Below are 20,308 nucleotides of genomic sequence, written 5' to 3'. Positions count from 1 at the left end.
TTTTAAACGCCGCCGTACTTAAACAGCGAGGATAGAGAGCCGCCGTCACTTACGATACGGATCGCATGCGAAAGCAGCGGAGCCACGGACAAGACTTTAAACCGCTCCGGATGTTCTTCCGGAATCGCAAGGGAATCCGTAATAACAACTTCGCGAATATTCGGGTGATCAAGCCGCTGCAGGGCAGGTCCGGAGAACACGGCATGTGTGGCACATACATAAATATCGTTAGCTCCGCGTTCCTTGAGTCCTTCTACTACGTTGACAATAGTCGTTCCGGTATCAATGAGATCTTCGATAATGATCGGCGTACGGCCTTCCACATCTCCGATAACATGAGTAATGACCGCTTCGTTATGAGCCGGGCGCTTCTTGAACATCATAGCGAACGGGGCATCCAGAATATTCGCAAGTCTTTCTGCAGTTGTAGCTCGTCCCGCATCGGGAGATACAATGACCGGATCTACGATATTCTTCTTCGTGATGTAATCACTGATTAAATCCAGAGCCGTCAAATGGTCAACCGGAATATCGAAGAAGCCTTGGATAGCCGGCGCGTGCAGGTCAATCGTAATAAGGCGGTCAGCTCCTGCAGCTCCAACGAGATCCGCGACAAGTTTCGCAGAAATCGGCTCACGGGGAGCAGCTTTTCTCTCTTGACGGGAGTAACCATAGTAAGGCAGAACCAAGTTAATCGTACGTGCAGATGCACGCTTGGCCGCATCCATCATTACCAGCAATTCCATCAGATGCTCGTTGATTGGATGAGAGAAGGTTTGCACCAGGAATACATCGCAGTTACGTACACCTTCTTCATACAAACAATAAATTTCCCCGCTTTTAAACCGGGACAGCTTGATTTTACCAAGCGGTACGTGCAGCTCGTCGCATATTTGCTGTGCCAGCTTCGGGTTTGAAGAGCCGGAGAAAATTTTAATGTTGGAATCCATGGTTACCTCCGATATGTTTTTGATAAATTGGGATCGTACACAGGGTCAATCTGATCAATTTCTTTATTATACCGCTGTGCTTTGCGTATTCATTAATACGCTTACAGCGTCTGAGTAACTAAGCGGAAGGAAAGTTGATCCTTCTTCATCTATAAGGGGGATTTTATACCCCACACCATTATACATGAAACATGTCGAAATTAAAAAGTGCGGCCGCCGCCAATTCATGGGTAATTGTGACTAGTTTATGAACACACAAGCAAAAAAGCGGCATCCGTTCCTCTCCCTGCCAATTAGCAGGTAAGGCTCAGAGACCGCTCTTTTCATTTACTTGGATTTGCTTATATGGCGGCGTCCCAGCTCTGCCAGCACGTCATCAAGAGGCAGCTTGGATTCACGCATAAGCACCATAAGATGGAAGATCAAATCGCTTGTTTCATAACGAAGTTCGTCATGGTCACGGTTTTTAGCTGCGATGATAACTTCTGCCGCTTCTTCGCCGACTTTTTTGAGAATTTTGTCGATTCCTTTCTCAAATAAATAAGTCGTGTAAGCTCCTTCCGGTCTCTCCGCTTCACGCGAAGCGATGACGGATTCCAGTTTCGAGAGGATCGAGAATCTGTCCCCTTCCGATACCGGATTACCGGTGCCGGCGTCCGGGGAACCGCTAATTACGTCAGATTTCTTCACAGCCGCGTCACCCGCCGCCTCAATCTCCTTCGTGAAACAAGTATACGTTCCGTTATGGCAAGCAGGCCCTGTCTGGTTCACAAGCACGAGCAAGGTGTCCGCATCGCAATCATACTTCATCGATACAACCTGCTGGGTGTGTCCCGAAGTTGCCCCTTTGTTCCACAGCTCGCCGCGAGAACGGCTCCAGAACCAGGTCTTGCCTGTATCAACAGTGCGCTGAAGCGAATCAGCGTTCATATAAGCGAGCATTAACACATCTTTGCTTACGGCGTCCTGAACGACAGCGGGTACAAGTCCTTGGGCATCATAACGGATTTGATCTAGCTGCACATTGGTCATCGAATCTCCACTCCTTTATGCTTCAGACTGTCTTTTACGCTTTGTACCGTCAGTTCTTTATAGTGAAAAATCGTAGCGGCGAGACCCGCATCCGCCCCGCCTTTCGTAAACACATCATAAAAGTGCTCTTCGTTCCCTGCGCCGCCTGAGGCAATAACAGGTATTCTCACGGAATCCGTAACCGCCTTGGTCAGCGGCAAATCAAAGCCGTCCTTCGTACCGTCCGCATCCATGCTGGTAAGAAGCAGCTCGCCGGCACCCATGCTTTCCATCTGCTTCACCCACTGCAGGACCTTGATGCCGGAAGCATTACGGCCGCCGTGCGTATAGACTTCCCACTCGCCCCAAGCTTCGTTGTATTTCGCATCGACAGCGACAACGATGCACTGGGAGCCGAACCTGCGGGCTCCGTCCGAAACGAGCTGAGGATTCAGAACCGCAGCTGTATTGATCCCGATTTTATCGGCTCCCGCACGCAGGAGACGCTTCATGTCCTCCGTAGTCGAGATTCCGCCGCCGACCGTAAAGGGAATCGTGATTTCACCCGCTGTCTTCTTAACGACTTCAACCATCGTTGCCCGCCCTTCAACCGAGGCGGAAATATCGAGGAAGACCAGTTCATCCGCACCTTCCCGATCATAGATCGAGGCCAGTTCAACCGGATCGCCGGCGTCTCTCAGATTCACAAAGTTAACTCCCTTGACGACCCGTCCGTCTTTGACGTCTAGACAGGGAACAATCCGTTTAGCCAGCATATGACCTTCCCCTTTCATAAATATTGCGAGTCCATCCAATTCAAGTCAGTTCCCTGACTCTTCTTGCTACTCTTTGACAAGCTCCAGCGCGTCGTTTAACTGGATGCTGCCGGTGTATAGTGCTTTGCCGACAATCGCGCCGCCGACTCCGTTCGTTTGCTCGGCAGCGAGCTTCTGAAGGTCACTTGTCTGGCTAACCCCGCCCGATGCGATTACCGTCTGGCCGGAAACCTGCGCCAGACGGACGATCGCCTCTACATTCGGTCCGCCCATCATACCATCACGGGAAATATCCGTGAAGATGAATGTCCTGGCGCCGTGCTCAGCAAGCTGTACGGCCAGATCTTCCGCCTTTACTGCGGATGTCTCCAGCCAGCCTCGCGTTGCTACCAGACCATCCCGCGCGTCAATGCCAATCGCTACCTTTTCTCCATGCTTAGCAAGGAGTTTCTGAACGAAGGCGCGGTCCTCGATCGCTGCCGTACCGAGAATAACCCTGGATACACCCAGGGATAGCAGACGGTCTACATCTTCTTCGGTACGCAGTCCGCCGCCGACCTGCACCGGTACTTTCACGCTTTTGGCGATCTCGCCGATCAGTTTATCATTAACAGGATGGCCTGCTTTCGCTCCGTCCAGGTCAACCAGATGAATCCACTGTCCGCCTTGCGCTTCCCATTCTTCAGCCACTGCCAGCGGATTTTCGTTATAGATTGTTTCCTGGTTATAATCGCCCTGGACAAGACGAACACATTTGCCGTCCCGTATATCAATTGCCGGGTATATGATAAAAGACATTATATATTCCTCCATCTGTCTAGGCCTTCGGGCCTGCTTGCCTATCCGATTTGCATAAACCGTGTTATCCGTGTACTTTACTCCCGCATAACCGGACAAAATTGTTCAGCAGCCGCATGCCCAGATCTCCGCTTTTCTCCGGATGAAACTGCATGCCATAAATAGAACCACGACCCACGATTGCCGTTACCGGCTGATTATAATCCGTTACGGCCAGCAGGTCCTTATCGTCTTCCGGCTTCACATGATAGGAATGGACGAAATAAACATGCCCTTCTTCCAATCCTTCGAAAAGCGGACTTTGCTGCCGGTACTCCAGCTGGTTCCAACCCATATGAGGCACTTTGTAATCGCCTTGGAAACGAACCACCTTGCCTTGAAGGAGATTAAGACCTTCATGGTCTCCATGCTCCTCGCTGGTTGAGAACAGAAGCTGCATGCCGAGGCAGATCCCCAGCAGCGGTTTGCCCCCGGAAGTGAGCCCGTGCAGCAGCCGGTCCAATTCCAGAGAGCGCAGCTGCTCCATCGCATCGCCAAATGCTCCTACCCCTGGCAGAATCAGACCATCCGCTTCCGCCAGAACTTTCGGATCAGCCGTTACGACAGATGCGCAGCCGAGCCGCTCCACGGCTTTGCTGACACTATGCAGATTACCCATGCCGTAATCGATGATGGCGATCATGCTAGAGAACTCCCTTCGTAGAAGGGACACCCTGAACCCGCGGATCGATGACGGTAGCTTCATCCAGTGCACGTCCAAGCGCCTTAAATACCGCTTCAATCATGTGATGCGTGTTCTGCCCGTAATGAACGATAACATGAAGGGTAATACGCGCTTCCAAAGCGAACTTCCATAAGAATTCTTGAACCAGCTCCGTTGTGAAACTGCCTACCTGCTGAGAAGGATACTCTGCGCGGTATTCAAAATGCGGACGGTTGCTGATGTCGATCACCACTTGAGCAAGCGCCTCGTCCATCGGTACGAATACACTGGCATACCGTTTAATTCCACGCTTGTCTCCAAGTGCCTCTCTCAAAGCCTGTCCCAGGCAGATTCCGATATCTTCCACGGTGTGGTGGTCGTCAATCTCAATATCCCCGCGGGCATTCACCTGCAAATCAAACTGACCGTGCTTCGTAAGCAAATCCAGCATGTGGTTCAGAAAAGGAACATCGGTCGTTAAATCCGTAATACCTGTACCATCCACTCCAAAAGACAGCGTGATATCCGTTTCATTCGTCTTCCGGGCTACACTTGCCGACCGTACGGCAGCTTTTCCCGTTCCTGCTTCTGTCTCGATTCCCATTTCCGCTCCTCCTCTTTCAAACCCGGCTTTTTTTAAAAATGCCCGATCTCGCCGATCTCAGCCCGGTTTCCGATAGTGTTCTTAGGTTCTTATCGTGTCTTACTGCGGGATCCGCAAAGAGATTACTTGCCTTCTTTCTGCAGCCGTACCTCTATCGCCCTGGCGTGCCCTTCAAGCCCTTCATTGCGGGCCAAAGTCATAATCTGCCGGCCATTTGCCAGAAGCGCTTCCTTACTATAAGAAATAACACTTGATTTCTTTATAAAATCATCCACGTTCAGCGGCGAAGAGAATCTTGCCGTTCCGTTGGTAGGCAGGACATGATTCGGGCCGGCGAAATAATCGCCGACGGGCTCGGGACTGTAAGCGCCGAGGAAAATGGCGCCCGCATTCTCGATCCGCGGCAGCACCGCGAACGGGTCCGCGACGAGCAGCTCCGTATGCTCCGGCGCAATCGCGTTGACCACGCGAATACCCTCATCGAGGTCGGCCACGACCACGATGGCGCCCTTCTCCGCCACAGATACGGCGGCGATCGCTTTACGCGGCAGCAAGCTCAGCTGCCGCTCCACCTCGCTGCGCACCTGCTGGGCGAGTGTGCGTGAAGGCGTCACCAGAATAGCCGGTGACAGCTCGTCATGCTCCGCCTGGGCCAGCAGGTCCGCGGCGATGAATTCGGGGTCCGCCGCTTCATCGGCCAGGACCACGATGTCCGTCGGTCCCGCAATCATGTCGATGTCGACAACGCCGAACACCGCGCGTTTGGCGAGAGCGACATATATGTTGCCGGGACCGACGATCTTGTCCGCCGCACGGATCGATTCCGTGCCGTAGGCAAGTGCGGCGACGGCTTGTGCGCCGCCGACGCGGTAGATTTCCCGCACGCCGGCCTCGGCTGCCGCCACCAGGATGTGCGGGTTGATGCCCTCTTCCCCGGCTGTAGCCGGAGGCGTCACCATCACGATCTCAGGAACGCCGGCGACCAGCGCCGGAATTGCGTTCATGAGAACGGAGGACGGGTAGGCCGCCTTGCCGCCGGGGACGTACAATCCGACGCGCTGGAGCGGCCGGATGATCTGGCCCAGCAGGGAGCCGTTGTCCTGCAGGTCCATCCAGGATACGCGTTTCTGCTTCTCATGGAACGCGCGGATATTGGCGGCCGCTTGACGCAGGGCCTCGATAAATTCGGCGTCTACATGATCATAAGCCGCCTCAATCTCCGCTTCACTCACGCGGAGTTCCTGCAAGTCGACACCGTCGAACTCTTTCGACAAGCGCCTCAGTGCCCCGTCGCCCTCGCTGCGGACCGCAGCGATGATCGTTCTTACCGCCTCGTTCTGCTCCGGTGTACCGTAATCGACTTCGCGGTCCAGCTTGAATTCATTCGCAGTAACGATCTTCATACGCCATCATCCTTTCCTGACGGCAGCGCCGTCGATTTTATATAAATCCTTACAGCCCTCGCGGGTTGGATAGCTGAATTATTTTTATATACACCCGTGTATTCCGTTCTCTTATTCCTCTTCAGGCAGGGCGAGGGTTGCTTGCAGAGCATCGCAAAGCTGCTGAATGCGTTCGTTCTTCATCCGGTAGCTGACGCGGTTTGCGATCAGACGGCTTGTAATCGGGAATATTTCCTCATACTCAACCAGTCCGTTCTCGCGCAGTGTCTGGCCCGTCTCCACCATATCCACAATGCGGTCGGCAAGCCCGATCATCGGGGCGAGCTCAATGGATCCGTTCAATTTAATGACCTCAACCTGCTGGCCCTTCTCACGGAAATACTGTGATGCGACACGCGGATATTTGGTGGCGACACGCGGGTTCAGAACCTGCTGCCAGTCTGGCATTGCGATAACCGACATCCGGCAGCGTGCAATCCCAAGGTCAAGAAGTTCATACACATCTCTGTTCTCTTCCATCAGCACGTCTTTGCCGACAACTCCGATATCGGCTACACCGTACTCCACATAGGTAGGCACATCAACCGGTTTTGCCAGAATGAATTCCATCTTCGCTTCCGGGAATGTCACAATCAAGCGGCGTGAATCATCTCCACTGTCCTCCGGCATCGGCAATCCCGCACGTCGGAACAGTTTGAAAGCCTGTTTATAAATACGCCCTTTAGGCATGGCTACTTTGAGCATTTCCTGCATACGTCCTGCCTCCTATACAAAAGGGATAACGTCTGTATACACGACGCCTTCCAGCCGGCTTCGGCCGTCCCCAAGCTTGTCGATATGGCCCGCATCCCATGATGTGTGGTCAGGAATAAGGCGAGTTATAATTTGATTCCCTGATTCTGCCCGCAGTGTCTGAGCATGATGGAGGGCATCACGCCGATGTTCCGCCGTATATATGATAAGCACCCGGCTTGGCTGATACACATCTTTGGTCCCGGCTGCTTCCAGTATCCGATTCGTCTTAAGCGCAAAGCCTGTAGCCGGAGCCGGGCGGCCGAACTGCGCCAGCAGATTGTCATAACGCCCTCCGCTGCACAGCGGAAATCCGAGATCGGCTGCATACCCCTCGAATGTAAGACCGGTGTAGTAGGAGAAGTTACCGATCATTGTTAAATCGATCAGGACATGCTCGCTAACTCCGTAATCTTCAAGCACATTCCATACCTTGCACAGATGGTCAATGGCTGTTTGTGCCGTAGGATCTGCGGTGACGGCCAGCGCCTGCTCACAAATATCCTTGCCTCCACGCAGCCTGAGAATGCTCTCCAGCTCTTGGCGGCGGGATTCATCGATATCAAGCCGGCGGATTGCATTGCGGTAACCCACATAATCTCTGCCGAGCAGAAAACTCTTAAGCTCCACTTGTGCATCCGGGCAATCCTTTAAAGCCTCCCCGAACAATCCATGCAGAAAGCCTACATGTCCCAGTGCAAACTTAAATGTTTGAACACCCGCCGCCTGCAGGCAGGCAATCGCCAGTGCAACGACCTCAGCATCCGCTTCGGCGGAAGCATCCCCGACAAGTTCAACACCTGTCTGAATGAATTCCGAGTCACGGCCCGCTTCTTCTTCCATGGCGCGGAAAACATTGCCGTGATAACACAGTCTTACAGGCAGCCGCTCTTCCCGGAGCAGCGATGCAACCACCCGCGCAATAGGTGCCGTCATATCGGATCGCAGGACAAGTGTCTTGCCGTTGCGATCCAAGAGTTTAAACTGTTTACGGTCTTCGATCGAACTAGCTACACCGACCGTGTCGTAAAATTCCAGCGTGGGCGTAACAATTTGATCGTACCCCCACCGCTCCATACATTCGAGCACGTTAAATTCGACCTGACGGAATCTTGCTACAGATTCCGGGAGCAGATCCTTGAAGCCAGTAGGCTTCTCAAATACTTTCGGTTTAGACATAACTGTCCCTCCTGCTACCGGTGCACTTCTATTTTTCACCGCGCTTTAGTGCGCTACCATACTACCAAAATGAAGTTATTTCGTAAGTTTATCACGGAATATAAGGTCCGTCAATTTCCTTCGTTTCTTTATCTCCGTCTATGCTGACTAGCCGCTCTCCGCCAAGATTGAAAGGGCCTGTTTCCATGTGCCTTATTACTAATTCGTCCTAAATACATATTGTCCTCTCCCCCATAACAAAAAAAGCAGTTCGTCTCCTCTCAGAAGACGAACTGCTTGTATGGACCTGATATTTCCTGCCACTTCTCTCTTCAATGATCCGCTAAAGAATCGGGCACATCCGCCGTGCCCGTTAACCCGTCTGAAGCATTGCTCCTTATGACCCGCATCGGATTGCCCGCAACGAAAGTATGCGGAGGAACATCCTTATGCACGACCGAGCCGGCGCCGACAATTGCATAATCGCCGATCGTTACACCCGGCAGAATCGTGGTATTGGCTCCGACCATCACATGGGAACCGATATTCACCTCGCCCAGACGGTACTCACGAATCAAATATTCGTGCGCCAGGATGGTCGTGTTATACCCAATAATGGTATTAGACCCGACTTTAATTTTCTCAGGGAAAAATACATCCACCATTACCATCAGGGCAAACGCCGAATGTTCCCCTATCTTCATACCAAGCATCCGCCGGTAAATCCAATTCTTCACGGGAAGTGAAGGGCAGTAGCGGCTAATTTGTATCCACACAAAATTTTTGACAGCCTTCCACTTGCTTACCGTCCGGTAAATCTGCCATAGGGCATTCGGCCCTTCGACGGGGTATTTCTCAGTCTTTCTCAAGAGCTTTCCTCCGGAATGCCGAACAGAGTGTACAGATCTCTCATGTCTCCGATAATATGTTCAGGCGAATATTGCTTCAGATACTCTTCGCCCTTCAAAGACCAGCTGACTGCGGCTGCATCGACTCCTGCAGCTTGAGCTGCTTCAATATCATAGTGACTGTCGCCCACCATGATAGCTTGCCCAGGCTCAGACTCCAGTTCCTGCAGAGCCTTGAGTATCCCTTCGGGATCAGGCTTCGGCTGCTCGACATCTTCCACGGTCACGATACTGTGTATGTAAGGCAGCAGCTCACACAATTCAAGACCGAGCATGGTCGTCTTGCGTATTTTGCTCGTGACAACTCCGATTCGGACGCCGTAGGCATGCAGCCGGGCAAGAACCTCTTTTACATGTGGAAAAGGCCGGACTAACTCATCGTGATGCTCCAGATTATAGGTCCTGTACATGAGCAAAAGATCGTTCACCTCGTCCAGGCCGCTGAAAAACTGAAGCTGCTCGACCAGCGGACGGCCCATGTGCGGGATAATATGCTCTCTTGAAAAAGGGCCTGGGGCCCTCCCTTCCAGCGCATGCAGGAATGAACGGATAATCAGTTCATTGGTATCAAGTATCGTACCGTCCAAATCAAACAATACCGTATGCTTCATGTTGTACTCCTTAGAATAGGTTCACTGCCTGCACGATAGGCGCCGAATGACAGGCTTCTGTACATCTTTGCATCTTGCAGCATGCTTGATCGATTCATTTTTATTATTTCCCGGTGTTTGCTGACACTGGTTTGACTGTTTTTCTTTCGATCGGATCGCTGTACTTAGCCAGCCCGGGCACAACCTTACGGCGCACGACAATAATGACGATAGCCGCAAATATAATGAGGAGGGCAAGCAGCTGGGAAATCCGGATGTTCCCCCCATAAGTCATCGCGCCGGCTTCACCGAATAACAGAGACATCGGGGACCATAGGCTGTTCATCAACGATGCAAGCCATTCCGGGCCCGTGAAGTCCAGGCTGTCCGTACGAAGGCCTTCGATATAGAAGCGTCCCAACGAATACCAGATAAAATAGCTCATGAACAATTCGCCCGCACGAAGGAACGGTCTGCGGCGAAGCCAGAACAGGAGCAGCAGGCCTGCCAGATTCCACAGTGATTCGTACAAAAAGGTCGGGTGGTAAAACGTACCCTGAATATTCATCTGATTCACGATCCAGTCCGGCAGATACAGCGTCCCGCGCAGGAATGATTCCTGAACCGGACCGCCGTGGGCTTCCTGGTTGATGAAATTACCCCAGCGGCCGATCATTTGGCCGACAATCAAGCCCGGAGCGCAAATATCCGCAATACGCCAGAAAGATACGCCTTTACGCCGGACATAGAAGAGTGCGCCGATAATAGCGCCGATAAGCGCACCATAGATCGCGATTCCGCCCTCCCAGATTTTAAAAACATCGGCGAAGTTGTTCTTATAGTTCTCCCATTGAAAAGCTACGTAATATATGCGCGCCGCGATAATAGCCGATGGAACCCCGATCAAAAGCAGATCCATAAAAAAATCGGGTTCCATATTGAATCGTTTGCCCTCGCGGATCGCGAGAAGCAGGCCCACAAGCGCAGCGGTGCCGAGTATAATTCCGTACCAGTGCACACTGATAGGTCCCAGTGAAAAAGCGATTGGATTAATCATCTACGATTGTATTCCTCCTATACCTTTCCTAAATAAGACAGACTCTATCCCTGCCGGTCTTAGTCCAGATCATCCAGATCTTCTGCCAGCGTCTCCGTCAATTTGTTTGTAAACTGAAGCGCCGCATTGAATCCCATCCGCTTCAACCGGTAGTTCATCGCCGCCACTTCCACGATTACAGCCAAGTTTCTGCCGGGGCGTACCGGAATCGTAATAAGCGGAACGTCCGTTTCGATAATACGTGTCGTCTCTTCATCCAATCCAAGGCGGTCATACTGCTTATCCTGCTGCCAGGTCTCCAGCCGTGTCACCACCGAGATCTTCTTCACATTACGTACCGCGCCTGCCCCGAAAAGCGTCATGACGTTAATTATGCCTACGCCTCTAATTTCAAGCAAATGACGGATCAGATCCGGTGCGTTCCCATATAAAATGTTATCCGCTGTCTGCCGGATTTCTACCGCGTCGTCCGCAACAAGGCGGTGACCGCGCTTAACGAGCTCAAGAGCCGTCTCGCTTTTACCGATGCCGCTGCCGCCTGTAATCAGCATTCCGACTCCATATACATCGACAAGGACACCATGAATGGTAGTCGAAGGGGCCAGCTTATTCTCAAGAAAATTCGTTATACGGCTTGCTAGAATGGTTGTGGCTACCTGACTGCGCAGAACCGGAAGCTGATGCTTCTTCGCTTCTTCCACTAGCTCTGCCGGAATATCCAGTCCACGGGTTACGATAATGCAGGGAGTTTCTTCACTGGCACAGAGCTGCTGAGCCCGGTGAAGCCGGACTGTCTCATCCAGCGTTTCAAAGAAGGACATCTCTGTCCGGCCAAGCAGTTGAACCCGCTCCTGCGGATGGTAATTAAAATACCCTGCCATTTCTAGACCTGGGCGGTACAGATCATCTACAGGTATGGTCCGTTTCAGACCTTCCTCCCCGCAAATGACCTCCAGGTTGAACTGTTCAACCAGTTCTAAAACTCTCACTTTTTTGCCCATGGTTCATTCCCCTTTGTTTTCCCATTGCTTCCATCGTAATTCAATTGCCGGGTCAAAATCAACCTGCTTCGCTCATTCCTCCTGCAACTTGTTGAAAATAATAAAAAAGCCAGTCGCGATGGACTGGCCTTTATAAATCAGTCTTATCCGTTAAGCAGGATGGACTGTGTGCTTTCTTTGTCGAAGAAGTGAACTTTGTTCATATCCAGAGCAAGTTTAACGTTAGTGCCGTCTTTCAGACCGGAACGTCCGTCAACACGGGCAACTACTGTACCTTCACCGATACCGGCCAGGTGAACTTGCAGTTCGTGACCGAGGTTCTCGGATACTTCGATCAAAGCATTTACAACCGTGTTGGAAGATGCTTCGAGGAATACAGGCTCATCATGGATATCTTCTGGACGAATACCCAGAACAACATCTTTGCCTGCATAGCCTTTGTCGCGAAGTACTTGAGCTTTGCCTTGCGGAATCACAACGTCAACGCCTTTAGCTTTGAAGTGCAGGGAGCCGCCTTCGTCTTTCAGCGAGCCGCTGACAAAGTTCATGGAAGGGGATCCGATAAATCCAGCAACGAACATGTTAACTGGGAAGTTGTAGATCTCTTCCGGTGAAGCTGCTTGCTGAATGATGCCTTTGTCCATAACGACAATCCGGCTTCCCATTGTCATTGCTTCTGTTTGGTCATGGGTTACGTAAATGATCGTAACGCCAAGACGCTTGTGAAGCTTGGAGATTTCAGCACGCATTTGTACACGAAGTTTAGCATCCAAGTTGGAAAGCGGCTCATCCATCAAAAACACTTGCGGTTCACGGACGATTGCGCGGCCCAGGGCAACACGCTGACGCTGACCACCGGAGAGAGCCTTCGGTTTACGGTCAAGAAGGTGTTCAATATCGAGAATTTTAGCCGCTTCACGCACGCGTGCGTCGATATCGGCTTTTTTGAATTTACGGAGTTTAAGACCGAATGCCATGTTCTGGTATACGTTCATGTGCGGGTACAGGGCGTAAGACTGGAACACCATCGCGATGTCGCGGTCTTTCGGTGCTACGTCATTCACAAGACGGTCGCCGATGTACAGTTCGCCTTCGGAGATTTCTTCAAGACCGGCAATCATCCGCAGTGTTGTGGATTTACCGCAACCGGATGCTCCTACTAATACTAGAAATTCTTTATCTTGAATATCAAGATGGAAATCCTTAACGGTTGCTTCATTGTTGCCTGGGTACCTCTTTACGATATGGTTAAGACGAACGCCTGCCATAGTTCATTCCCCCTGGTTCTTGAATTCATTGTATAGGTTCATCTTAGCCTAAAGACCCGGAGATTGACTATGCACAATCTTCACAAAAAACTCACTTTCTTTTTGTTACTTTGTACAATACGATAGCAAGTTTAACCAGAACGGCATCATGGAACGTCCTTACATCAAGACCGGTTTCGTTCTTAAACTTATCCAGACGGTACAAAAGTGTATTCCGGTGAATGTACAATTTCTTGGCCGTTTCACTGACATTGCAATCCAGAGAGAAGAAATGCTCCAGCGTAGACTGCGTTTCCGAATCGAGTGCATAATCCTTTAGCACCTGTTCAAGGAATTGGTGCTTCTCCTGCTCAGGAATTTGGTGAAGGAGCTTCTCCATCTGCAGATGCCACGGCATATGAATATTGCTGGCCATGTTGTATAAGCGGCCCAGCATAATCGTACCGCGCAGCGATACCATCGAACTGAGAAGCGATTGTGCAGGCTGAATCGGATAGTGGACGCCCAGATGGCTTTCACCTACCCATTCACTCGCCAGCATTTCATGCAGACCGGAGGCAAGGGCATCCAGCATCTGCTCCGTGCTTTCCTCCTGGACATCCAGTCTGTCCTCTTGGCTGACATTCAGCAAATTATCCGGAGCGAGAATCAGCCACTCTTTCTCAAGGAGAGGAACCAGGATGATTTCGGTATCAAAAAATGTCTCCAATAGCTTCTTTAATTCCCGGTAGGATACACGGATATTAGGGGAATAATCCCCGTATAGAAGAAAGGGAATTTTATTGGAGTACAGGGACGCCTGGGAGGCGATGGAATCCGGCATCTCTACGTTGCCTTCCGAATCCGCATGCTCCAGGAGCCAGCTCCGAACCGCAGCGAGCTTCTTCTCTTCCTCCAAAAAAAGCATGTTCCGCTGTTTCTTCTCCGGCTGAGAAGATTCGATAATCCATTCGATGAGACTTCGTTCGTTGCCATGAAGCTTATCCTCCGGGATGGAGATAGCCTGAATCTGCTGATCATCCTTCTGAAGAAGGAAATACACATCCTTCTCGATCAGAAAGCTTCCTTTATCTTTAGGCAGCTTTTCGCCGCTTTGCGTCATACGTTCCCACTCTGCCGGTTTTTTCGTAACCAGCCGGACCGGACTTTTGCCGATCGACTCCAATTGTTTCTTCAGCCTTTCCCAATCCATCTAAGTTAGCTCCCTCTGTGTAATATCGAAGCTGCTGCCGTGCTTCCTATTATTGTAACACAGGTAAGAAAGCGATTCACTTCCCGGAAACGAGGCTATATCCCTTTAGCCGTCTATTCATCCACACATCTATATGCCTTGTATGCAAGAGAAAAAGCCCTTCATCGGATAACCGAATCCAGGCTGCTGCAGCGACCGCCATAAGAAGGTCTCATCTTCCCATCAGAACGACAATAATAGACAATAACGAGAACAGAGCCCCAATGAGGTAAAGAAACGATACCGTCTGAGTCTGTGAGAGCCCCCATTTCATCAAACTATGGTGGGTATGAAGTTTATCCGCATGATGGAGTCCATTTCCTTTAAGAAGTCTTCTTGTAAAAACAATGGCCGTATCCATAATCGGGACGCCCAGTGCCAGAACCGGAACGAGAATAGAAACGAAGGTCGCACTTTTAAAAGCGCCGTCAATCGCCACGACCGCAATGGTGTATCCCAGAAAGATAGCGCCTGCATCTCCCATGAAAATTTTGGCGGGATAGAAGTTAAAGGCAAGAAACGCAAGACCCGCTCCGACCAGAATAGCGGCAAGCATGGCGGAATCCTCCTGCCTTTTGACAAGTGCCGCAACAAGCAGAGCTATAGAGGCAATCGTAACAATCCCCGAGGCCAAACCATCTACCCCGTCAATAAAATTAATCATGTTCGTAATGCCAAAAACCCACGCCATCGTACCCAGCCAGACAAACCAGACCGGGAAGAAAACCATCCCCGTGAATTGTAAATTGGAAACACCGATGATTTCGATTCCAAACCACAGGGGAACTGTCGAAACGCCGATATAGATCAATAACCGCGGCCACACTGGAAAATCCAGCCCCCGGGTTTTAAACCAATCATCGGTCAAACCCGTTAACATTAGAATCGTGCCCCCGATGAGAACCGCTTTCGTAAGGTCGCTGTTTCTGCTGAACAACAAAATCGAACCTGCGCAGGCGATATAAATAGCGACTCCACCCAGCAGCGGAATAGGAGCGCTATGTATTTTCCGATTATTAGGGCGATCCACAAATCCAGTGGCTAAAGCAAACTTTCTTAAGACGGGAACCAGCAGCGTGACGACTGCAAAGCTGATCAGTAAAGGAATAAAATATTGCAATAGGCTACCCCCTGCCGGCATTTCACAATTACGGATCAAGCCTCTCGCAAGCTGCCTATGCTTCTCCGCTTTGTTAGCGTCTCCTATTTGAAAAGCCTCCATACTTCTCTCTCACTGGGAATTGAGACGGGTTAATTTCCAACCGCCAACGGTTAAGCTGGCCGTTTCTGGAAAAAATAAATGTTGGAAGGATGCGATATTTGTGAAACTCCAACTGTGCTATGGAACGGAGCAGCTTAATATCTTCTGGCCGGAGGACCGTCCACTTCGTTTGATTACTCCCGCGCTGCCTGATCCCCTCCCGGATGAGGCGATACACAACGCGCTGCGGTCGCCTACCGGATGCCTGCCGCTGCGGCAGCTTGCGGCAGGCAAACGATCAGCCGTCATCCTGATCAGTGACGGCACCAGACTGAGCCCCAGCGAACGTCTTCTTCCGCCGCTGCTGGAAGAGCTGAGCGCAGCGGGCATTCCGGATGACGCGGTCACTGTGCTGGTTGCGCTCGGAACGCACCGGCAGCAGAGTGAAAGTGAGCTGCGGCGGCTGACAGGCGACGATGTCTATGAGCGCGTCCGGGTACTCAACCATTCCTCCAACACGGAGGACTGCGTACACGTTGGCACAACCTCGCGCGGAACTCCGATAGAGCTGAACCGCGCAGTTGTTGAAGCCGGAATGCTGATCATCACCGGCAACATCGAACCCCACCTGCTTGTGGGGTCCTCCGGCGGTGTGAAGGCCTTGATGCCGGGCGCCGCCTCCAGGCGCTGCATAGAAAGGCACCACGCCCTATCCAAGTCTTATAAGGCCGAACCCGGCTGCGTCGATAATCCTCTTCATCGCGATCTGGAGGAGGCGCTCCGTTTCGTACCCGCACCGTTCCTGCTTAACACGGTTGTGGACATGGAGCGCCGGCTCCTTGGTGTATTTGCGGGAGACGTAGCCCTTGCTCACACCGCAGGAGTAAAGCTGGCCAACTCCGCCTTTCTTGTCCGGCGTTCCCGGCTCTATGACGCCGTGATCGTATCGGCAGGCGGTTACCCCAAAGACGCCCAGCTCTATCAGGCTGTCAAAACACTAACCAACGCGGCTGCTTTCGTGAAAAAGGGCGGCCGTATTCTTCTTGTTGCGCGCTGCCAAGAACTGTATGGGCATCCCAAGTTTGCCGAGGCAGTCGAAGATCATCCCGATCGCAAGAAGCTGCTTCAAGAGCTCAGCAAACGATTCGTCCTCGGCGCTCATAAGCTGGAACAGATCCATACGATCCTGCAGGAAAAGCAGGTGTTCTTGTATTCCGATGTACCGGCTCCCCTTGTTGAACTAATCGGCTTCAAACCCGTTGCCTCCCTGGAGGAGACTATTGCCGGCTGGGCCTCAGATGCTGATGCGGACATCGCTTTCATGCCCTATGGCGGGCTTACTTTTAGCAAAACCGAATAATTCCGAGTATGTATGCCGGTTCGCAGCTTGTATAAAAAGGAGACTTCTCTATGGTATGGACGGATTGGACCTTGGACCGCACCCTTGTTTTATTTACTGCTGTCGCTTATCTGCTGGTCGCCCTTCAAGTGACCTTGTCGCATTATCGACAAAATTTCCATCAGAAAGTCATGCTGGCTCCTGTCATCAGTGCCCCCCTCTACTTTGTAGTCGGGATAGCTCTTGTCCTTCTGAATCGCTCCTGGCTTTTCACACTTTTTCATATTTGCATGTGGCTCGGTGTTGTATCCGGTCTATACGGGTTTTATTTGCACGTTAAAGGCGTCGGGAAAAGAGTCGGGAATTATGCTCCGCGCAATTTTCTGACAGGCCCACCGGTCGTTATGCCGCTGCTCTATTCGGCTGTGGGCGTGCTGGGGCTGATCGCCATTTACGGGAGGTGAGCATTCATGAGAAAAATGACGAAATACCCGTCTTTTGATGTAATGGCAGAGCAGGAGCACTGGGATCCTCATACGCAATCGATTGTGAATGACCGGCTGGTGAGGCAGCCCAAGCATCAGGTTCTGAGTCTGGAAGAAGCGGAGCTTCTGCGAAGCTGGTGTTCCCGCCTTGTCGATGATGACCGAGCTGAGATGATCAATTATGTCATTGAACATATAGATACGACCTTGAGCAGCGGCACAGGCGAAGGTCAGCGTAAGCCCGAAGCACCTCATCAACGTGAGCTGATTCTCCAGGGCTTGCATGCAGTAGACAAAATAGCTGAAGGTTTTCATGGACAACCTTTCCACCATCTCCGTGCAATAGAGCAGCAGGAAATCATGAAGAACATCGCTGAAGCCAGACTTTCCCTGATCGGAGAGTGGACAACAACCGTCCAGAATGAGTGGTTCAGTAAACTCCTTAAACTAACGGTGGAAGCATATTATTCCCATCCGGTCGTGTGGTCCGAGATCGGCTATGCCGGTCCAGCCTATCCAAGAGGCTACGTCCGCACCGACAGAGGGCAGCTTGACCCATGGGAGGCGAAACCGGAACTATGAGACACGCTACTTCTCAATCGGCAGTTGCCGATGTCGTTATTGTGGGGGCAGGAGCGGCGGGGGGTGTTTTAGCAAGGGAGCTGAGTGAAGCGGGCCTGGATGTCGTTGTCATCGAAGCGGGTCCGCTGCGCGATCCCCAAAGGGATTTTGCCAGTGATGAGTTATCGATGCAGAGTCTGGGATGGCAGCAAACGAGGCTGGTCGATGGCAGCAATCCGCTTACGATGGGACACAACAATTCAGGGTGGGGAGTCGGCGGAGGCACTCAGCACTTCACGGGCGTCTTTCTCCGCTTTCACGAATCGGATTTCAAAACCCGTTCCATAGACGGTGTCGGTGAAGATTGGCCCCTTCATTACAAAGATCTAGAGCCCTATTACGACAAAATCGAGAAGGACATCGCAGTATCGGGACCACGGCATTTTCCTTGGGGAAACTTTAGTGGACCATACCCCTATCCTGAACGTGATCCGCTGAGCCCGAATGCCTATCTTTTTCAAAAGGGGTGCGAAGAGCTTGGCATAAGGAGCGTCACAGCTCCGCTTGCCATTCTTTCAGCACCTTTCGATGGAAGGCCGCCCTGTATTAACCGCGGCTTCTGTAATCAGGGTTGTATGCCGAATGCCAAGTTCAGCACGCTCATTCACCATTTTCCCAAAGCGGTAAAAGCTGGAGCCACCGTATTAGCCAATTGCATGGTAACGCGCATTGAGACAGATACAGCAGGCCGGGCAGCGGGTGTTGTGTATATTAAAAACGGTACGGAGTATCGGCAAAAAGCCAAATATGTCATTCTCTCTGCCTATGCAGTCGAAACGCCCCGTTTGCTGCTCAACTCAGCTAATCCTCAATTTCCCGATGGGCTGGCTAACAGCAGCGGCTGGGTAGGCAAAGCGCTTATGACCCATAGCAGCCATGATGTGTATGCGAAATTCCAAGAAGAAGTCCGCCTGTACAAAGGGACTCCCGTGCTCGCCACTACACAGGAATTCTATGAGAGCAATCCCAAACGCGGTTTTGCACGAGGGTATACTCTCCATGCTCATGGGACCAGACCTTTGGCTTTCGCGGAGGGGATTACTAAATCCGGAGGGTCCAATCCTGTATGGGGTGCCCTACTGCGCGAGACGATGTTGGATTATAACTATTACGGCCGAGCTACCTTGGTCGGCGAGGTCCTACCGAATGAGAACAACCGTGTAACTTTAGCGGATGAAAAAGATGCAAACGGCATGCCGCGCGCTACGGTTACGTTTAGCTTCGGCGAAAATGATCAAAAGCTTATCCAGCATGCAGTCGAGAACATGCAAGCCATATTACAAGCAGCGGGCGGCAAACCGGAGTTCGTCGTTCCGGATACCGCCCACCTCATGGGAGGATGCCGTATGGGAAATGATCCGAGCCGCTCGGTCGTTAATTCGTTCGGGCAGACGCACGATATCCCGAATTTGTTCGTATGCGATGCCAGCATATTCGTCACTTCGGGTGGAGCCAACCCTACCAATACGGTCATGGCACTTGCAGCACGTACAGCTGACTATATTTTGAATGAGGTTACGAAGTAACAAGGAGAGGGAGACAGAATCCAGAACGAGCAGTTAGCACAATGCGCAGGAATTCGATACTTGGCCGGTGGATGTTTACTCATACAAACCGGTCGTATGAAGTTGATTGGCATTGAAGACAAGAGCAGAGCAAGACCCGGATCTTAGTTCGAGGCTGTGCTTAAATCGATCCAAGAGGCTATCTTGAATGGCCGACGGATCAACGGGCAACGGGCATGTCCTCCTTACACGGGCTGCTCGGATCACACCAGAACTATCGTATTGGGCAAACTACCAGCGATAACCCCTTTTATGAAGGCTGTGTCCCAACTAAGTAGCTTGCTTCTGCTGTTTCCATTAAAATAAGGGGATACGCTAACTAAATGGATACGCTAACTAAAGGAGGGTCTTGTTATGGCTATTGTTGAAATCACGGTTGTTCCCATCGGCACCGCATCTACAAGCTTAAGTGAGTATGTTGCTCATCTTCAAAAAGTACTGGACAACCAGCCTCTGCACTATGAACTAACCCCTATGAGTACCATAATCGAAGGACCATTGGATCAAGTTATGGATGTGGTTCTAAGGCTGCATGAGAGCCCTTTTGAGAACGGCGCGATGCGCGTTTCGACCTCTATTAAAATCGATGACCGCCGAGATAAACAGGCATCTATGGAGCAGAAACTCCAATCCGTCGCGGATAAGTTAGGGCGTATCTAGCCCTGCTTTAGTTGCTCATTTATAGCCAAGAACAACAAAAAAGAGACCTAACAGGTCTCTTTCAGCCTGTAGACAAAGTTCCGTAAGGAGCAGGGTCTACAGGCTTTTTTATCGAATTAGTAAGTAAAACGGTGAGCCGAGGTGTAAAAAATGCTGAGTAAGAGCAATAACGAAGGTCGCTTTCAAG

Annotated in this window: 21 protein-coding genes; 5 read left to right on the top strand and 16 right to left on the bottom strand. The window is 51.4% G+C overall.

The features are described from left to right. Positions 1 to 2: 2 nt before the first annotated feature. The 16 genes from EDM21_RS17220 to EDM21_RS17145 all read right to left on the bottom strand — a co-directional run bounded on the left by EDM21_RS17220 (position 3) and on the right by EDM21_RS17145 (position 15,370). Complete coding sequence (locus EDM21_RS17220) at positions 3 to 950, bottom strand: ribose-phosphate diphosphokinase (RefSeq protein ID WP_068777204.1); 948 nt, start codon at positions 948 to 950, stop codon at positions 3 to 5. 327 nt (positions 951 to 1,277) lie between these two features. Then, on the bottom strand, positions 1,278 to 1,982 hold the full coding sequence (hisIE, locus tag EDM21_RS17215; protein WP_157337484.1) for a bifunctional phosphoribosyl-AMP cyclohydrolase/phosphoribosyl-ATP diphosphatase HisIE: 705 nt from the start codon (positions 1,980 to 1,982) through the stop codon (positions 1,278 to 1,280). Further along, positions 1,979 to 2,737: an imidazole glycerol phosphate synthase subunit HisF gene (hisF, locus tag EDM21_RS17210; RefSeq protein ID WP_157337482.1), complete on the bottom strand. Its 759-nt coding sequence runs from the start codon at positions 2,735 to 2,737 to the stop codon at positions 1,979 to 1,981. The genes hisIE and hisF overlap by 4 nt, the downstream gene beginning before the upstream one ends. A gap of 66 nt (positions 2,738 to 2,803) precedes the next feature. Further along, positions 2,804 to 3,538, bottom strand: a complete 735-nt coding sequence (gene hisA / locus EDM21_RS17205; RefSeq protein ID WP_338044011.1) for a 1-(5-phosphoribosyl)-5-[(5-phosphoribosylamino)methylideneamino]imidazole-4-carboxamide isomerase — start codon at positions 3,536 to 3,538, stop codon at positions 2,804 to 2,806. A gap of 61 nt (positions 3,539 to 3,599) precedes the next feature. Next, positions 3,600 to 4,217, bottom strand: coding sequence for an imidazole glycerol phosphate synthase subunit HisH (gene hisH, locus EDM21_RS17200; protein WP_157337478.1), 618 nt, complete (start codon positions 4,215 to 4,217; stop codon positions 3,600 to 3,602). 1 nt (position 4,218) lies between these two features. Continuing rightward, positions 4,219 to 4,842 carry an imidazoleglycerol-phosphate dehydratase HisB gene (gene hisB / locus EDM21_RS17195; protein WP_068777209.1) on the bottom strand — a complete coding sequence of 208 codons (624 nt, stop codon included), beginning with the start codon at positions 4,840 to 4,842 and terminating at the stop codon, positions 4,219 to 4,221. Between the two features lie 122 nt (positions 4,843 to 4,964). After that, a complete protein-coding gene (hisD, locus tag EDM21_RS17190; protein ID WP_157337476.1) occupies positions 4,965 to 6,245 on the bottom strand; it encodes a histidinol dehydrogenase in 1,281 nt (426 codons plus the stop codon). A gap of 111 nt (positions 6,246 to 6,356) precedes the next feature. Continuing rightward, positions 6,357 to 6,998, bottom strand: coding sequence for an ATP phosphoribosyltransferase (gene hisG / locus EDM21_RS17185; protein ID WP_157337474.1), 642 nt, complete (start codon positions 6,996 to 6,998; stop codon positions 6,357 to 6,359). A 12-nt stretch (positions 6,999 to 7,010) separates the two neighbouring features. Beyond that, entirely contained in the window at positions 7,011 to 8,216 is a 1,206-nt protein-coding gene (locus EDM21_RS17180; RefSeq protein ID WP_157337472.1) for an ATP phosphoribosyltransferase regulatory subunit, read from the bottom strand. A gap of 311 nt (positions 8,217 to 8,527) precedes the next feature. After that, positions 8,528 to 9,064, bottom strand: coding sequence for an acyltransferase (locus EDM21_RS17175; protein WP_157337470.1), 537 nt, complete (start codon positions 9,062 to 9,064; stop codon positions 8,528 to 8,530). After that, positions 9,061 to 9,714, bottom strand: a complete 654-nt coding sequence (ppaX, locus tag EDM21_RS17170) for a pyrophosphatase PpaX (protein WP_157337468.1) — start codon at positions 9,712 to 9,714, stop codon at positions 9,061 to 9,063. The genes EDM21_RS17175 and ppaX overlap by 4 nt, the downstream gene beginning before the upstream one ends. A 103-nt stretch (positions 9,715 to 9,817) precedes the next feature. Next, a complete protein-coding gene (gene lgt / locus EDM21_RS17165) occupies positions 9,818 to 10,750 on the bottom strand; it encodes a prolipoprotein diacylglyceryl transferase (RefSeq protein ID WP_157337466.1) in 933 nt (310 codons plus the stop codon). A 59-nt stretch (positions 10,751 to 10,809) separates the two neighbouring features. Next, on the bottom strand, positions 10,810 to 11,751 hold the full coding sequence (gene hprK / locus EDM21_RS17160; protein ID WP_068777216.1) for an HPr(Ser) kinase/phosphatase: 942 nt from the start codon (positions 11,749 to 11,751) through the stop codon (positions 10,810 to 10,812). 143 nt (positions 11,752 to 11,894) lie between these two features. Beyond that, a complete protein-coding gene (locus tag EDM21_RS17155) occupies positions 11,895 to 13,019 on the bottom strand; it encodes an ABC transporter ATP-binding protein (protein WP_157337464.1) in 1,125 nt (374 codons plus the stop codon). Between the two features lie 91 nt (positions 13,020 to 13,110). Then, positions 13,111 to 14,211, bottom strand: a complete 1,101-nt coding sequence (locus EDM21_RS17150) for a PucR family transcriptional regulator (protein ID WP_157337463.1) — start codon at positions 14,209 to 14,211, stop codon at positions 13,111 to 13,113. Positions 14,212 to 14,422: 211 nt separating this feature from the next. After that, positions 14,423 to 15,370: an MraY family glycosyltransferase gene (locus EDM21_RS17145; RefSeq protein WP_157337461.1), complete on the bottom strand. Its 948-nt coding sequence runs from the start codon at positions 15,368 to 15,370 to the stop codon at positions 14,423 to 14,425. Between the two features lie 202 nt (positions 15,371 to 15,572). Between EDM21_RS17145 and EDM21_RS17140 the strand changes: the two genes are divergently transcribed. The 5 genes from EDM21_RS17140 to EDM21_RS17120 all read left to right on the top strand — a co-directional run bounded on the left by EDM21_RS17140 (position 15,573) and on the right by EDM21_RS17120 (position 20,121). Then, positions 15,573 to 16,811 carry a lactate racemase domain-containing protein gene (locus EDM21_RS17140; RefSeq protein ID WP_157337459.1) on the top strand — a complete coding sequence of 413 codons (1,239 nt, stop codon included), beginning with the start codon at positions 15,573 to 15,575 and terminating at the stop codon, positions 16,809 to 16,811. A gap of 50 nt (positions 16,812 to 16,861) precedes the next feature. Beyond that, complete coding sequence (locus EDM21_RS17135) at positions 16,862 to 17,254, top strand: hypothetical protein (protein WP_157337457.1); 393 nt, start codon at positions 16,862 to 16,864, stop codon at positions 17,252 to 17,254. A gap of 6 nt (positions 17,255 to 17,260) precedes the next feature. Continuing rightward, complete coding sequence (locus tag EDM21_RS17130) at positions 17,261 to 17,857, top strand: gluconate 2-dehydrogenase subunit 3 family protein (RefSeq protein WP_157337455.1); 597 nt, start codon at positions 17,261 to 17,263, stop codon at positions 17,855 to 17,857. Then, positions 17,854 to 19,422: a GMC family oxidoreductase gene (locus EDM21_RS17125; protein ID WP_157337452.1), complete on the top strand. Its 1,569-nt coding sequence runs from the start codon at positions 17,854 to 17,856 to the stop codon at positions 19,420 to 19,422. The genes EDM21_RS17130 and EDM21_RS17125 overlap by 4 nt, the downstream gene beginning before the upstream one ends. Positions 19,423 to 19,815: 393 nt before the next feature. After that, entirely contained in the window at positions 19,816 to 20,121 is a 306-nt protein-coding gene (locus EDM21_RS17120; RefSeq protein WP_157337450.1) for an MTH1187 family thiamine-binding protein, read from the top strand. The last annotated feature ends 187 nt before the right edge of the window (positions 20,122 to 20,308 follow it).

This window comes from Paenibacillus lutrae (assembly GCF_009757775.1).
GTDB lineage: Bacteria > Bacillota > Bacilli > Paenibacillales > NBRC-103111 > Paenibacillus_F > Paenibacillus_F lutrae.
Note: the sequence above shows the minus strand (reverse complement) of the source record. Positions and strands in the feature narration are given on the sequence as shown.

Coding starts and splice junctions, on each gene's coding strand:
- EDM21_RS17135 (WP_157337457.1), top strand. CDS start 16,862: ATGGTATGGACGGATTGGACCTTGGACCGCACCCTTGTTTTATTTACT.
- lgt (WP_157337466.1), bottom strand. CDS start 10,750: ATGATTAATCCAATCGCTTTTTCACTGGGACCTATCAGTGTGCACTGG.
- hisF (WP_157337482.1), bottom strand. CDS start 2,737: ATGCTGGCTAAACGGATTGTTCCCTGTCTAGACGTCAAAGACGGACGG.
- ppaX (WP_157337468.1), bottom strand. CDS start 9,714: ATGAAGCATACGGTATTGTTTGATTTGGACGGTACGATACTTGATACC.
- hisD (WP_157337476.1), bottom strand. CDS start 6,245: ATGAAGATCGTTACTGCGAATGAATTCAAGCTGGACCGCGAAGTCGAT.
- EDM21_RS17220 (WP_068777204.1), bottom strand. CDS start 950: ATGGATTCCAACATTAAAATTTTCTCCGGCTCTTCAAACCCGAAGCTG.
- EDM21_RS17150 (WP_157337463.1), bottom strand. CDS start 14,211: ATGGATTGGGAAAGGCTGAAGAAACAATTGGAGTCGATCGGCAAAAGT.
- hisH (WP_157337478.1), bottom strand. CDS start 4,217: ATGATCGCCATCATCGATTACGGCATGGGTAATCTGCATAGTGTCAGC.
- EDM21_RS17125 (WP_157337452.1), top strand. CDS start 17,854: ATGAGACACGCTACTTCTCAATCGGCAGTTGCCGATGTCGTTATTGTG.
- EDM21_RS17130 (WP_157337455.1), top strand. CDS start 17,261: ATGAGAAAAATGACGAAATACCCGTCTTTTGATGTAATGGCAGAGCAG.
- EDM21_RS17180 (WP_157337472.1), bottom strand. CDS start 8,216: ATGTCTAAACCGAAAGTATTTGAGAAGCCTACTGGCTTCAAGGATCTG.
- EDM21_RS17120 (WP_157337450.1), top strand. CDS start 19,816: ATGGCTATTGTTGAAATCACGGTTGTTCCCATCGGCACCGCATCTACA.
- EDM21_RS17155 (WP_157337464.1), bottom strand. CDS start 13,019: ATGGCAGGCGTTCGTCTTAACCATATCGTAAAGAGGTACCCAGGCAAC.
- hisIE (WP_157337484.1), bottom strand. CDS start 1,982: ATGACCAATGTGCAGCTAGATCAAATCCGTTATGATGCCCAAGGACTT.
- hisG (WP_157337474.1), bottom strand. CDS start 6,998: ATGCAGGAAATGCTCAAAGTAGCCATGCCTAAAGGGCGTATTTATAAA.
- hprK (WP_068777216.1), bottom strand. CDS start 11,751: ATGGGCAAAAAAGTGAGAGTTTTAGAACTGGTTGAACAGTTCAACCTG.
- hisB (WP_068777209.1), bottom strand. CDS start 4,842: ATGGGAATCGAGACAGAAGCAGGAACGGGAAAAGCTGCCGTACGGTCG.